Annotated in this window: 11 protein-coding genes and 2 pseudogenes; 9 read left to right on the plus strand and 4 right to left on the minus strand. The window is 71.5% G+C overall.

Features of this window, described 5'->3' with window-relative positions:
- Positions 1-108 (plus strand): annotated as a pseudogene (locus tag ACFC8N_RS44155) (glycerol acyltransferase); the annotation flags it as partial.
- A gap of 125 nt (positions 109-233) precedes the next feature.
- Positions 234-485 (plus strand): annotated as a pseudogene (locus ACFC8N_RS44160) (glycerol acyltransferase); the annotation flags it as partial.
- Positions 486-543: 58 nt separating this feature from the next.
- Here ACFC8N_RS44160 and ACFC8N_RS44165 read toward each other — a convergent pair.
- The 3 genes from ACFC8N_RS44165 to ACFC8N_RS44175 all read right to left on the minus strand — a co-directional run bounded on the left by ACFC8N_RS44165 (position 544) and on the right by ACFC8N_RS44175 (position 4,047).
- Entirely contained in the window at positions 544-1,776 is a 1,233-nt protein-coding gene (locus ACFC8N_RS44165) for a DUF5667 domain-containing protein (RefSeq protein WP_376295344.1), read from the minus strand.
- A gap of 237 nt (positions 1,777-2,013) precedes the next feature.
- Positions 2,014-2,793 (minus strand): ECF subfamily RNA polymerase sigma factor, BldN family, encoded by a 780-nt coding sequence (locus tag ACFC8N_RS44170; RefSeq protein ID WP_376295345.1) that lies wholly within the window; start codon positions 2,791-2,793, stop codon positions 2,014-2,016.
- Between the two features lie 315 nt (positions 2,794-3,108).
- Positions 3,109-4,047 carry an HAD-IB family hydrolase gene (locus ACFC8N_RS44175; protein ID WP_356035911.1) on the minus strand — a complete coding sequence of 313 codons (939 nt, stop codon included), beginning with the start codon at positions 4,045-4,047 and terminating at the stop codon, positions 3,109-3,111.
- A 105-nt stretch (positions 4,048-4,152) separates the two neighbouring features.
- On the opposite strand from ACFC8N_RS44175, the gene ACFC8N_RS44180 reads away from it, so the two are divergent.
- The 6 genes from ACFC8N_RS44180 (at position 4,153) to ACFC8N_RS44205 (ending at position 10,723) form a co-directional block, all read left to right on the plus strand.
- On the plus strand, positions 4,153-4,434 hold the full coding sequence (locus tag ACFC8N_RS44180; protein ID WP_356035914.1) for a glutaredoxin family protein: 282 nt from the start codon (positions 4,153-4,155) through the stop codon (positions 4,432-4,434).
- A gap of 280 nt (positions 4,435-4,714) precedes the next feature.
- On the plus strand, positions 4,715-5,515 hold the full coding sequence (locus tag ACFC8N_RS44185) for a redox-sensing transcriptional repressor Rex (protein WP_376295346.1): 801 nt from the start codon (positions 4,715-4,717) through the stop codon (positions 5,513-5,515).
- Complete coding sequence (locus ACFC8N_RS44190; RefSeq protein ID WP_376295347.1) at positions 5,512-7,185, plus strand: glutamyl-tRNA reductase; 1,674 nt, start codon at positions 5,512-5,514, stop codon at positions 7,183-7,185. Before ACFC8N_RS44185 ends, ACFC8N_RS44190 begins: the two co-directional genes overlap by 4 nt.
- Positions 7,182-8,141: a hydroxymethylbilane synthase gene (gene hemC, locus ACFC8N_RS44195; RefSeq protein ID WP_376295348.1), complete on the plus strand. Its 960-nt coding sequence runs from the start codon at positions 7,182-7,184 to the stop codon at positions 8,139-8,141. The genes ACFC8N_RS44190 and hemC overlap by 4 nt, the downstream gene beginning before the upstream one ends.
- A complete protein-coding gene (locus ACFC8N_RS44200) occupies positions 8,138-9,838 on the plus strand; it encodes a bifunctional uroporphyrinogen-III C-methyltransferase/uroporphyrinogen-III synthase (protein WP_356035924.1) in 1,701 nt (566 codons plus the stop codon). Before hemC ends, ACFC8N_RS44200 begins: the two co-directional genes overlap by 4 nt.
- A gap of 204 nt (positions 9,839-10,042) precedes the next feature.
- Entirely contained in the window at positions 10,043-10,723 is a 681-nt protein-coding gene (locus ACFC8N_RS44205) for a hypothetical protein (protein WP_356035927.1), read from the plus strand.
- Positions 10,724-10,767: 44 nt separating this feature from the next.
- Here the strand turns inward: ACFC8N_RS44205 and ACFC8N_RS44210 are convergent, their stop codons facing one another.
- Positions 10,768-11,760: a phospholipase D-like domain-containing protein gene (locus ACFC8N_RS44210; protein ID WP_376295350.1), complete on the minus strand. Its 993-nt coding sequence runs from the start codon at positions 11,758-11,760 to the stop codon at positions 10,768-10,770.
- Positions 11,761-11,967: 207 nt separating this feature from the next.
- Between ACFC8N_RS44210 and hemB the strand changes: the two genes are divergently transcribed.
- Positions 11,968-12,960: a porphobilinogen synthase gene (hemB, locus tag ACFC8N_RS44215; protein ID WP_356035933.1), complete on the plus strand. Its 993-nt coding sequence runs from the start codon at positions 11,968-11,970 to the stop codon at positions 12,958-12,960.
- Positions 12,961-12,973 lie beyond the last annotated feature (13 nt).

The raw sequence follows: 12,973 nt of genomic DNA on the forward strand, positions 1-12,973 counted from the left end.
GCGGCGGAGGACCCGATGCTGATGTTCAACCTGACCGACCAGGTGCGTGAGCAGATCCAGCACACGCTGTACAAGCTGCTCGTGCAGCGGCGGTCAGTGTTCTTCTGACGCGAGGTGGTTGTGGAGCCGGCTGTTCGGGAGCGCTCGATCCCGGAGGCCGGGAGTCGGCGGACGGAGTCCGGCGCAGCCGTCCGAAGCCCGCGAAGCGGTGCGAGGGCGGCAATGTGAATGGGTCGCTGGCGCGGTTGCTGGGCTTCCCGTACTTCCCGTTGACGCCGACGTTTCCGTGGCTGGGTCCGCTGGGGGCGGTGCCGTTGCCGACGAAGTGGACGATCCAGTTCGGTGAGCCGATCCCGACGGACGGCTATCCGCCGGAGGCGGCGGAGGACCCGATGCTGATGTTCAACCTGACCGACCAGGTGCGTGAGCAGATCCAGCACACGCTGTACAAGCTGCTCGTGCAGCGGCGGTCGGTGTTCTTTTGAGTGTCTGCGCGACAGCGGGGCGCCCGCTCGGGTGGGTGCCCCGCTGCCGCGACTCTCGCTAGTTGGTGTTGTTCTCGCCCTCGATGCCCAGGCCCGGGAGGAGGCCGGGGAGGAGCGGGGGGAGGGTGACGTCCGGGGCTGTCGGGGTCGTGGGTTTGGTGGTGGGCGAGGTGCTGGCGCCGTTGCCCGTCTTCGGAGGGCCGAGCAGGCCGCCGGTGTTGCCGCCGAGCAGGCCCTCGCCGTTGTCGCCGGTGAGCGAGCCGCTCGGGTCGTCCGTGCGGGCGTGCTTGCCGGTGGCGGGGGTCGAGCCGGAGGAGCTGGGCGAGGTGGCGCCGCGGTGGGCGCCCGAGCCCGTCGAGGCCGAGCCGGAGCCCTGGCGCGTGCCGGTGCCGGGGTGGGCCCCGGGCTTCGGGAGACGGGCCTCCAGCGGCGCGACCTCTTGGTCTATGGCGGCGAACACCGACGTCACCTGCTCTTTGACGTCCCCGAGCTGCACCGGCAGTTTGCCGCTCAGCGCGCTCCAGGCCTCGCGGTGGGACCGGGCGAAGGTCGACAGGGCCTGGATGGGGCCCAGGGAGTCCGGGTCGGCCTCGTACGCCTCGTGGAGCAGGCGGTGGCCTTCGGTGACGTCGCGCTGCATGCCGGAGAGCGTGCGGCGGATCTCACCGAGGGACTCGTGGTCGAGGTGTCCGCCGCGGCCTCGCTCCAGCAGCCGCCGGGCCTCGCTGAGCCGGGTGGAGGCCTGGTCGAGGTAGGTCTGGCCGCGCTGGTCGTCGCCGTCGGACAGGTAGTTGAGCTTGAACTCCTCGATGCCGCGTTTGAGGCCGTACAGGGAGTCACCGGGCAGGGCGTCCGAGCTGGCCGCGGCGACTCCGCCGAAGGCTCCCGCGGCCACGCCGACGCTGAGCCCGCCCGCGGCGAGCCCCTTGGTCAGCCGGCTGCGTGGGCGGAGTTTGCTCAGCGGGCTCGCCCGGTGTGCGCCCCTGGAGTGGGAAGAACGCTGTTCGGGTACCAACGCATCCGCCGCTCCGGTTCCCTCCTGGAGCATGGCCTCCATCGCGGCCACCAGCTGGGCGCGCTGGACGACCTTGACCTCGGGGTCGAGCTGTGGCTTGGGCAGTGCGCCGAGGCCCGAGGCGAGGGCGAGCAGCTCGCCCTGCCCGGACTCCTCGGTGGCCGGCGGTCCGCCCGCCGGTGCTGGCTGCTCGGCCGCCGTGTCCCGGTCGGACTGCTCATCCAGGGCCTGGGCGAAGGCGTTCGCCCGCCGGTGCGCCGATACGTTCGCGATCACTGGCGGCACCTCCTCTCGTCATCACGGTCGACTCCCCAGGGGGTCCTGAGGGTTGCACGCCCGTGACCGATCCACACGATCGAGTGATCAGGGTCGGCCAGGACGTGACCACAGGGAGCCTGTATCCCGCACAACGACTGGCGCGGCACTTGGGTTACGGACGGCGGATGGGCGGATCGGAAAGACAACGGGCTTTCACGCAACGTGAGTTGGCGGTCGCCCGCGGTCGCGATCGGTTCAGCGTGCGTCGTCCGGCAGGAGCCGGGCGAGGGTGCGGACGGCGCGGTACTGGAGGGTCTTGATGGCGCCCTCGTTCTTGCCCATGACGCGGGCGGTCTCGGCGACCGAGAGGCCCTGGAGGAAGCGGAGCGTCACGCACTCCTGCTGCTGGGGGTTGAGTCGGCGCACGGCGTCGAGCAGCGCGGCGTTCGACAGCGACTCCAGGACGGAGTCCTCCGGGGAGCGCTCGACCTCGTTGGCGTCGAGCATCTCGCCGGTCGTGACCTCCAGGCGGAAGCGGCTGGACTTGAAGTGGTCGGCGACGAGGTTCCGGGCGATCGTCACCAGCCAGGCGCCGAAGTCGCGGCCCTGCCAGGTGAACGTGCCGATCCTGCGGAGCGCCCGCAGAAAGGTCTCGCTCGTGAGGTCCTCGGCCGTCGCGCGGCCGCCGACGCGGTAGTAGATGTACCGGTACACCGTGTCGCTGTACTGGTCGTAGAGCCGGCCGAAGGCCTCGGCCTCGCCGGCCTGGGCGCGCTCGACCAGGTCCATCATCCGGGCGCTGTCGCTGTCGGCGGCCGGTCGGCGGGCGGTGGCCGCGCCCGTGGCGCGGCCTCGTCTGCCCACGGTGGCGCTGCCGTCGGCCAGTGCGTAGCACGGGCCGACGGGCATGGCGGCGGCGAAGGCGGGGACGGCGTACGCGGTGGGGACGAGGCCGCGCAGCGTCTCTTTGACCGTTGCGAGTGTTGCGCGCAGCGTAGCCAGGCCCGAGGCGTCAACCCCGACGTGTGGGTACACGGGACTCCCAGAGGCAGAGCTTCCATCACGTGCAGTGCGGGACCGTTCACCCGTCGTAGCGACGGAGAGGTACCGGTTTGCGTCTGAGGAGAATAACGCTTCGTGCAGGCACTGCTACACCGAGTTGCTCAAATCATCGATTGCGTCGCTTCTGTTACCGATTGACGTCCTATCAAGTGCCGTAGCCTGATCGGTTGTTGATCGAAAACAGGCCTGTTTCGGTGAGGTACAGGGCGTGTTGAAATGGCCGCGGCATAATTCGGGCGCGCGCGGCCAGTGGGTGTCGTGCTGGGGTTCGGAGTGCGGGGGCGGTGCCTATCGGCGCCGTCGGCTGATCGCGATGGCGGCCGCCGTGCCGCCGGCGACGGCGCCGACGCCGGCCGCCGCGGGGATGCCCACCTTCGCCGCCTTGCGCCCGGTGCGGTAGTCGCGCAGGCGCCAGTCCTTCTCCCGGGCGTGCCTGCGGAGCTTGGCGTCCGGGTTGATGGCGTAGGGGTGGCCGACCAGGGAGAGCATCGGGATGTCGTTGTGGCTGTCGCTGTACGCGGCGCAGCGGGCCAGGTCCAGGCCTTCCGCGGCGGCCAGCGCGCGGACCGCCTCCGCCTTCGCCGGGCCGTGCAGCGGCTCGCCGACCAGCTTGCCGGTGTAGACGCCGTCGACCGACTCCGCGACGGTGCCGAGCGCGCCGGTGAGGCCGAGGCGGCGGGCGATCACCTGGGCGATCTCCACCGGGGCCGCCGTGACCAGCCACACCTTCTGGCCCGCGTCCAGGTGGGCCTGGGCGAGCGCGCGGGTGCCGGGCCAGATGCGGTCGGCCATGTACTCGTCGTAGATCTCCTCGCCGATCGACTCCAGCTCGGCGACCCGGTGGCCCTTGACGATCGACAGCGCCGAGTCGCGGGCGTCCTGCATGTGCTCGGGGTCCTCGACGCCGGCCAGCCGGAACCACGCCTGCTGCCAGGCGAACCGGGCGAGGTCGCGGGTCTCGAAGAACTTCCGCTTGTACAGGCCGCGGCCGAAGTGGAACAGCGCGGCGCCCTGCATCACGGTGTTGTCGAGGTCGAAGAACGCGGCTGCCCTGGTGTCGCCGATGACGGGGAACTCCGGTTCCTCCGGTGCGCCCGGTGGAGCCTCCTGGGCTGTCTGCGCCTCCTGCGAGGACTTGCGGGCGGCCTCTGCCGAGGCCTCGCCTGCCAACACGCTCCGCGCCGTGGCGGAGCGCCTACGGGGAGTGAGCCATCCGAGAGCGGCCATGTCGTGAGCATAGCCAGTTTGTTCGGTGCTTCCGGAGTCGAGAGGTTGGAAGGGTGTGAACTCTCCGCTACCGGGCCGTTAAGGGGGCGGGGAAGGGGCGGGAGAATGGCCGGCATGAGTCCTCTCTTCCGACGCAAGGCCGCCCCACATGAGCGGCTGATCACTCTCGTCCGCAAGCCGGGCTGCCATCTGTGCGACGACGCGCAGCAGGTGGTCGAGAAGGTGGCCGGCGATCTGGGGGTGCCCTTCGAGCTGAAGGACATCACCCACGACAAGGCGCTGCACGACCAGTACTGGGAGCAGATTCCCGTCGTACTCGTCGACGGTGAACAGCACACCTTCTGGCGCGTGAACGAGGAGCGGCTGCGCCGGGCACTGACCGACTAGTCCAAACCGGCCCGAAAGTCGCTTAGGATCGACGGCGGTTTGGTCTCGGGGGCGGGATTTGTGAGGAGAGTGTGCGATTTTGCCCCCAATACCGAAGGAACGCGCGCGGGTGTGCGCCGGTTCCCGTCGAGGGCGCTCCGGTTGCGTGACCCCGGTCACTTCTGCCGGGCAAATCGGACACCATCTTTGTGCACGCGTTCACAAAGACATAGCCTGCATTCGACGGGGCGGTCTGGGGACGTATGACCGCCTACAGCCCCGCTCTACCCGCAGGAGCACCGTGGCAACTGGCCGAACACACCGACCGGCGACCCGTAGCCGAGGGATTCCCGAGGCCACCGTCGCCAGGCTTCCGCTGTACCTCCGCGCGCTGACCGCGCTGTCGGAGCGCTCGGTACCCACGGTCTCCTCCGAGGAGCTGGCGGCCGCCGCGGGGGTCAACTCCGCCAAGCTGCGCAAGGACTTCTCGTACCTGGGCTCCTACGGAACGCGCGGTGTCGGCTACGACGTGGAGTATCTCGTCTACCAGATCTCCCGTGAACTGGGTCTGACCCAGGACTGGCCGGTTGTCATCGTCGGTATCGGTAACCTCGGCGCCGCGCTGGCCAATTACGGCGGGTTCGCCTCCCGTGGTTTCCGGGTGGCCGCGCTGATCGACGCGGATCCGGCGATGGCCGGAAAGCCCGTCGCGGGCATCCCGGTGCAGCACACGGACGACCTTGAGAAGATCATCGAGGGCAACGGGGTCTCCATCGGCGTCATCGCCACCCCGGCCGGCGCCGCCCAGCAGGTCTGCGACCGGCTCGTGGCCGCCGGGGTCACCTCCATCCTGAACTTCGCGCCGACCGTGCTGTCCGTCCCGGACGGCGTCGACGTGCGCAAGGTCGACCTCTCGATCGAACTCCAGATCCTCGCCTTCCACGAGCAGCGCAAGGCCGGCGAGGAGCCCGCCCTGGAGACCGCCGTGGGCGACGGCGCGCAGCCCGCCGCCACCCCCCGCGAAGCGGCATCGACCGCCGCGCCTGCCGCATCCGCAGACCAGGGACCCGACGGGGACGTACCCGCCGTGATGCCGGCATGAGCCTCCTCGTCGTCGGACTGAGCCACCGCAGCGCGCCGGTGAGCGTGCTGGAGCGGGCCGCGCTGAGCATGGACGCCCAGATCAAGCTGCTCCAGGACACGGTCGCCGCCGAACCGGCCGGCGAGGCCGCGGTGCTCGCCACCTGCAACCGCATCGAGCTGTACGCCGACGTGGACAAGTTCCACGCGGGTGTCGCCGAGCTGTCCACGCTGCTCGCCCAGCACAGCGGCGTCGGCCTGGACGAGCTGACCCCCTACCTCTACGTGCACTACGAGGACCGGGCCGTCCACCACCTGTTCTCGGTGGCCTGCGGCCTGGACTCGATGGTCGTCGGCGAGGGGCAGATCCTCGGCCAGATCAAGGACTCCCTGGCCAGGGCGCAGGACCTGCACACCGCCGGCCGACTCCTGAACGACCTGTTCCAGCAGGCCCTGCGGGTCGGCAAGCGCGCCCACTCCGAGACCGGCATCGACCGCGCGGGCCAGTCCCTGGTCACCTTCGGCCTGGAGCAGCTGGCCGCCGCCGCGGACGTCCCGGCCTGGGCGCGCGGCAGGCGGGCCCTGGTCATCGGCGCCGGGTCGATGTCCTCGCTGGCCGCCGCCACGCTCGCGCGGGCCGGGGTCGCCGAGGTCGTCGTCGCCAACCGCACCTACGAGCGCGCCGAGCGCCTCGCGCAGATACTGACCGAGGCCGACGACAACGCGGTCACCGCGCGCGCGGTCGAGATGAGCGCCGTGCCGGGCGAGCTGACACGTGCCGACGTCGTCGTCTCCTGTACCGGGGCGACGGGTCTGGTGCTCACGGCGGAAGCGGTCGCGCAGGCGGTCGAGGGCCGCACCGGGCAGCCCGCCGTCGCCGCCTCCCCGGACGTGGAGCCCGAGATCCCGCTGCCGACCGCCGGCGCCGGCGACGAGAACTGCCCGCTGGACCTGGCCGCCGTACCGACCGGCTTCTCCGTCATGGGCGAGGCCGCCGTGGCCGGCATGGACGCGGCCACCCTGGAGCAGCACGCGGCCTGGGTCGCGGGAGGGACCATCGAGCGTCCCGGCCGCCGCAGCCCCGAGGCCGACGCCGAGCTGATCACCGCGCTCGCCGCGACCGCCGCCACGGTCGGCCGGATCCCCGAGCGGCGCAGGCCCGAGCCGCCGGCCGAGCGTCCGGCGCCCTTCTTCTTCCTCCTCGACCTGGCCATGCCCCGCGACATCGACGCGGCCGTGCACCGGCTGGCCGGGGTGCGGCTGGTCGACATCGAGTCGCTCGCGGAGTCCTCGGCGGACGCCCCGATGGCGGCCGACGTGGACCTGGTCCGGCGTATCGTCTCCGACGAGGTCGCGGCCTTCGGCGCGGCACAGCGGGCGGCGCACATCACGCCGACCGTGGTCGCGCTGCGCACCATGGCCGCCGACGTCGTCGCCGGTGAGATCGCGCGGCTCGACGGCCGTCTGCCCGACCTGGACGACCGCCAGCGCGGCGAGATCCGCCAGGCCGTGCACCGGGTCGTGGACAAGCTGCTGCACGCGCCGACCGTACGGGTCAAGCAGCTCGCCGCCGAGCCCGGCGGCGCCGGGTACGCGGACGCGCTGCGCACCCTGTTCGACCTCGACCCCGAGACGGTCGCCTCCGTCTCCCGGGCCGTGGACAGCACAGACACGAAGGACCGACCGGCATGACTGAGAAGGCACTGAGGCTGGGGACCAGGCGCAGCAAGCTCGCCATGGCCCAGTCCGGGCAGGTGGCGCAGGCCGTCCGCCAGGTGACCGGGCGGCCCGTGGAGCTGGTCGAGATCACCACCTACGGCGACACCTCCCGCGAGCACCTCGCGCAGATCGGCGGCACCGGCGTGTTCGTCACGGCGCTGCGCGACGCGCTGGTGCGCGGCGAGGTCGACTTCGCGGTTCACTCGCTCAAGGACCTCCCGACCGCGCAGCCGGAGGCGCTGGTCCTGGCGGCCATACCGGAGCGCGAGGACCCGCGGGACGTGATCGTCGCCCGGGACGCGCTGAAGTTCACCGACCTGCCGCGGGGCGCGCGCATCGGCACCGGTTCGCCGCGGCGCATGGCCCAGCTGAACGGGTACGCCCGCGCGCACGGCCTGGACATCGAGACGGTCCCGATCCGCGGCAACGTCGACACGCGCATCCGGTACGTCCGGGACGGCGAGCTGGACGCGGTCGTGCTGGCCGCCGCCGGACTGAACAGGATCGGCCGCAGCGACGAGGTGACCGACTTCCTGTCGGTCGACACGGTTTTGCCCGCCCCCGGCCAGGGGGCACTGGCGATCGAGTGCGCCGCGGACAACGCGTCGCTGATCGCCTCGCTCGGTGAGCTCGACGACCCGCTCACGCGGGCCGCCACCGCCGCCGAGCGGTCACTGCTCGCCGCCCTGGAGGCCGGCTGCTCCGCCCCTGTGGGCGCGCTGGCCGACCTTCTGGCCGACGGGCAGATTGTCAAGGAAATGCGCCTGCGCGGCGTCGTCGGCACGACCGACGGCACCCGCATGGTGCAGCTGTCCACCACCGGTCCCGTGCCCCAGACGGAGACCCAGGCGATCGCCCTCGGCCGCGACCTCGCGGCCGGGATGCTCGCCCAGGGCGCGGCCGGTCTGATGGGGGAGCGAGCACAGTGAGCCCCACCACCCTTCCCGCCGGCCTCGATCACGGGCACGTCACCTTCCTCGGTGCCGGACCCGGGGATCCGGGACTGCTGACTCTGCGCGCCGTGGAGGCGCTGTCGCACGCGGATGTCCTGATCGCCGAGCACGAGGTGCTCGACGTGATCCGGACGCACGCGCGGCAGGGCGTCTCCGTCGTACCGACGGACGCTTCCATGTCGCCGCCGGGCACGGGCACGCCGCAGCTCACGGTCGTTGACGGCACGTCAACAACCGCCGCTGCCCCGTCTCCTGCCCGGGATGCGGCTCATCTTGTCATGGAGGCCGCACGGTCCGGCAGGCGGGTCGTCCGTGCGGTGTCCGGGGACCCGGGACTTGATACGTACGCGGCCGAGGAAATGCTCGCCTGCGCCTCCGCCGGGGTGCCCTTCGAGGTCGTCCCGGGCGTGGCGGCCGCGGTCGGTGTGCCGGCGTACGCCGGTGTGCCGCTGCGGGACGCGCAGGGCGCGGACGTCCGGTTCGTGGACGCCCGTACGGCCTCCGACCGCTGCTGGACGGAGGTCGGCGCCTCCGACGGCACGGTCGTCGTGTCCACGACGCTGGACTCGGTGGCGGCAGCGGCGGGCGAGCTGGTGTCCGCGGGCCGCAAGCCGGACACCCCGCTGACGGTGACGGTCGCCGGTACGACGACGCGCCAGCGCACGTGGTCCGCCACCCTGGGCACGATCGCGCAGACCCTGAAGCAGGCGAAGGTCCTGCCGTCGCCGGACGGCGGCCGGCCGGTGATAGCCGTGGTCGGCGAGCGTTCCGCCGCCGCCCAGCGCGACCAGCTGTCCTGGTTCGAGTCCAAGCCGCTGTTCGGCTGGAAGGTGCTCGTGCCGCGGACGAAGGAGCAGGCGGCCTCGCTCTCCGACCAGCTGCGGTCCTACGGCGCCGTGCCGCACGAGGTCCCGACGATCGCGGTGGAGCCGCCGCGCACCCCGCAGCAGATGGAGCGGGCGGTCAAGGGCCTGGTGACGGGCCGCTACGAGTGGATCGCGTTCACGTCGGTCAACGCGGTGAAGGCCGTCCGGGAGAAGTTCGAGGAGTACGGCCTCGACGCGCGTGCCTTCGCGGGCATCAAGGTCGCGGCCGTGGGCGAGCAGACGGCGAAGGCGCTGGTCGCCTTCGGCGTGAAGCCGGACCTGGTGCCGAGCGGGGAGCAGTCGGCCGCGGGCCTGCTGGAGGACTGGCCGCCGTACGACCCGGTCTTCGACCCGATCGACCGCGTCTTCCTGCCCCGCGCGGACATCGCCACGGAGACCCTGGTCGCCGGCCTGATCGAGCTGGGCTGGGAGGTCGACGACGTCACGGCCTACCGGACCGTGCGCGCCTCGCCGCCGCCGGCGGAGACGCGGGAGGCGATCAAGGGCGGCGGCTTCGACGCCGTGCTCTTCACGTCCTCCTCGACCGTCCGCAACCTGGTGGGCATCGCGGGCAAGCCGCACAACGTGACGGTGATCGCCTGCATCGGCCCGGCGACCGCGAAGACCGCCGAGGAACACGGCCTGCGGGTCGACGTCATGGCCCCGGAGCCGTCGGTGCACAAGCTGGCCGAGGCCCTGGCCGAGTTCGGCATGAAGCGGCGCGCGGCCGCGGTGGAGGCCGGCGACCCGGTGACCCGGCCGAGCGAGCGCCGGCCGGGGGCACGGCGGCGGCGGTCCACGACCTGACGAAGTACGGCGGAGTGCTCCTTGCCGGGGCACTCCGCCGTGTCCTCTCCCCGACCCTTCGCGGCGCCCGCCCCGAACTCTCCGTCACCGATGCCTGTGTCTGCCATGCTGGCCGGTATGACTGAGGGGGATCGGGGTCGGGGGCGTGAGCGGACGGCCTGGATACGGCGTCGTGCCGTCGCGGTGGTGTTGACGTGCATCGGGGTGGGAGCGGCTGTACTCCATGTCCTGGCGCCCGGCCTCAGGATCGACGGCGTCACGGTGATGCTGCTCGCGGTGGCGGTCGTGCCGTGGCTCGGAGACCTGTTCCGCAGCATCGAGGTGCCGGGCATCGGCAGGATCGAGTTCCGGGACATCGAGCGCAGGATCGACGCCGTCCAGCGGACGGCGAACGCGGCGCTCGTCGGTGACGGCCCTGAGGGCGGGACCGTGGACGACACCGCCGCCTGGGACGCGGTCCGGGAACTGGCGGCCGAATACGTGAACGTACGCCTGCAGCAGCGCAGCGGTCCGGCGCGCAACCACCGGATGGACCAGATCTTCGCCCGCCTGGTGCGCGTGACCCAGCGGGTGCGTGACTTCGACGCCGGTACGCTGCTCGGCTCCCAGGACGCCGGACTGCGCCTGGCGGCCTACGCGCGCCTGTACGCGCTGCCGGAGCCGGAGGTGCTCGGCGCGCTGGTGGACGCGGCCGCCGGCGAGCCGCTGCCCTTCAACCAGTACTGGGCGCTCCAGGCGGTCGGCAGATGCGTGGACGACCTGGAGGCGGAGCAGGTTCCGCTCAGCGTGGTCCGCCGCCTGGAGCAGTTCCGTTCCGGGCTGCTCCGCGCCAACGACCGCAGGGAGATCGCCGATCGCGTGCTCGCGAGGTTCGGCGGACGCTGAGGGGCGGGTGGGAGCCGGCCCGGCACCCACCCGCCCCTCTCCGGTCAGGCCGCCGTGCCGCCCGCGTAGTCGCTCGCGAACGTCGTCTCGATCGTCTGGGCCACCGGCTGGGCCACGCCCGTGCCGGTGAGGATGATGCCCAGCTCCCGGTTGTTGCTGAGGGAGTTGCTGCTGATGTTCATGGAGCCGGCCTCGACCGCCTGGGTGGACAGGCCGTAGTCGGCGACCATCGCCTTGGCGTGGATGTAGAAGCCGTTGGGGTCGGAGTAGCCGACCACCGTGCCGCCCGCCGCCTTGATCTCGGAGACCTCGCCGGAGTAGCTGGCGGGGGTCTCCAGGACGACCCGGACCTTCACGCCGGCCTTGGCGCGGGCGACGATCGCGTTGACCACCGTGCTGTCGCTGAACTCCAGCTCCTCCACGTCGAGGGTCTTGGTCGCGGAGTTGACGAAGGACACCAGGCGGCTGCGGGAGTCCGTGGGGGACCACAGGAGGTGGTCGCCGTCGGTGGGGGTGACCGACGTGGCCGTGTAGTCGGCGTCGAAGACCTTCTCTATCGCCGCCACGTCCCTCGTGTCGTCGGTGAAGACGCCGTAGTCCCGGCTGGTCGTGTAGTACTGGGACGTCAGGTTCCCCGTCATGATCAGGGACTTCACGCCGTCGACCGTGATCGTCTTCTGGTGGGTGTAGACGTAGGCGGAGGAGGACCAGACGACGCCTATGCCCGCGTTCTTCAGGGACGTGTACGCCGAGCCGTTGGCGCTCTGGTGCTGGCGGTCGAGGATGACGCGGACCGTCACGCCCTTGTTCTTCAGGGCTATGAGGTCGTTGACGGCGGTCGTGTCCTCCAGCTCGTACAGCGTCATGTCGAGCGTGGTGGTGGCCGAGTTGATGAAGTCGTAGACGGCGGGCTGGCTGCCGCTCTGGGAGAAGGCGAACGCGGAGTAGCTCGCGGCGTTCGCGGGGATGGCGGTGGCGACGACGACGGCGCCGGCGGCCAGGGCGACGCCCGCCCGGCCGAGGACCTTCCACAGCATGCGTGACTCCTGGGGTGAGCTCACGGGAGGGGGTGGCGCGTGCATGACACCACGCGCGTAGAACGCTGGGGAGGCGTGCGGTTCCAGGGACGTCCAGGGGAGCGCAAAAACTTGGTATCAGGGCGCCGCTATGCCCCGGTTGGGGCCTCTTGGCGGCCGACACGGTGTTGGCAAAGGCGGTATCCGGGCGGGCGTAGCGTAGAAGGCATGACGAAGTACGGATCTTTTCCCGGTACGCGTCCCCGGCGGCTGCGGACCTCGCCCGTCATGCGCCGGATGGTCGCCGAGACCCGCCTGCACCCCGCCGACTTCATCCTCCCGGCGTTCGTCCGCGAGGGCGTCAGCGAGCCGGTGCCCATCGCGACCATGCCCGGGGTCGTGCAGCACACGCGCGACAGCCTGAAGAAGGCCGCGCTGGAGGCCGTGGAGGCCGGGATCTCCGGGATCATGCTGTTCGGCGTGCCGGAGGAGTCGAAGAAGGACGCCCTCGGGACGGCGGGGACGGACCCCGACGGGATCCTCCAGGTCGCCATCCGCGACGTGCGGGCCGAGGTCGGCGACGATCTGCTCGTCATGTCCGACCTGTGCCTGGACGAGACCACCGACCACGGGCACTGCGGGGTGCTGGACGCCGAGGGGCGGGTCGACAACGACGCCACCCTGGAGCGGTACGCCGAGATGGCCCAGGTGCAGGCCGACGCCGGAGCCCATGTCGTGGGCCCCAGCGGGATGATGGACGGCCAGATCGGCGTCATCCGTGACGCGCTCGACCAGATCGGGCGGGAGGACGTCGCCGTCCTCGCCTACACCGCCAAGTACTCGTCCGCCTTCTACGGCCCCTTCCGCGAGGCCGTCGCCTCCTCGCTGACCGGGGACCGGAAGACGTACCAGCAGGATCCCGCCAACTGGCGTGAGTCGCTGCGGGAGTTGGAGCTGGACCTGGCCGAGGGCGCCGACATGGTCATGGTCAAGCCGGCCGGGCCGTACCTCGACATCCTGGCCCGGGTCGCGGACGCCGTGGACGTGCCGGTCGCCGCGTACCAGATCTCCGGCGAGTACGCGATGATCGAGGCCGCCGCCGAGAAGGGCTGGGTGGACCGGGACCGGGCCATCGTCGAGACCCTGACGGGCATCAAGCGGGCCGGCGCCCGGAACATCCTCACCTACTGGGCGACCGAGGCCGCGCGGAAGCTGCGCTGACCTCAAGCCCCTT

This window comes from Streptomyces sp. NPDC055966, from assembly GCF_042269865.1.
Taxonomy (GTDB): domain Bacteria; phylum Actinomycetota; class Actinomycetes; order Streptomycetales; family Streptomycetaceae; genus Streptomyces.

Bases quoted from the DNA above. Each gene is read 5' to 3' on its own strand.
- ACFC8N_RS44175 (WP_356035911.1), bottom strand. From the start codon at position 4,047: ATGGCCGCTCTCGGATGGCTCACTCCCCGTAGGCGCTCCGCCACGGCG.
- ACFC8N_RS44180 (WP_356035914.1), top strand. From the start codon at position 4,153: ATGGCCGGCATGAGTCCTCTCTTCCGACGCAAGGCCGCCCCACATGAG.
- ACFC8N_RS44190 (WP_376295347.1), top strand. From the start codon at position 5,512: ATGAGCCTCCTCGTCGTCGGACTGAGCCACCGCAGCGCGCCGGTGAGC.
- hemC (WP_376295348.1), top strand. From the start codon at position 7,182: ATGACTGAGAAGGCACTGAGGCTGGGGACCAGGCGCAGCAAGCTCGCC.
- ACFC8N_RS44210 (WP_376295350.1), bottom strand. From the start codon at position 11,760: ATGCTGTGGAAGGTCCTCGGCCGGGCGGGCGTCGCCCTGGCCGCCGGC.
- hemB (WP_356035933.1), top strand. From the start codon at position 11,968: ATGACGAAGTACGGATCTTTTCCCGGTACGCGTCCCCGGCGGCTGCGG.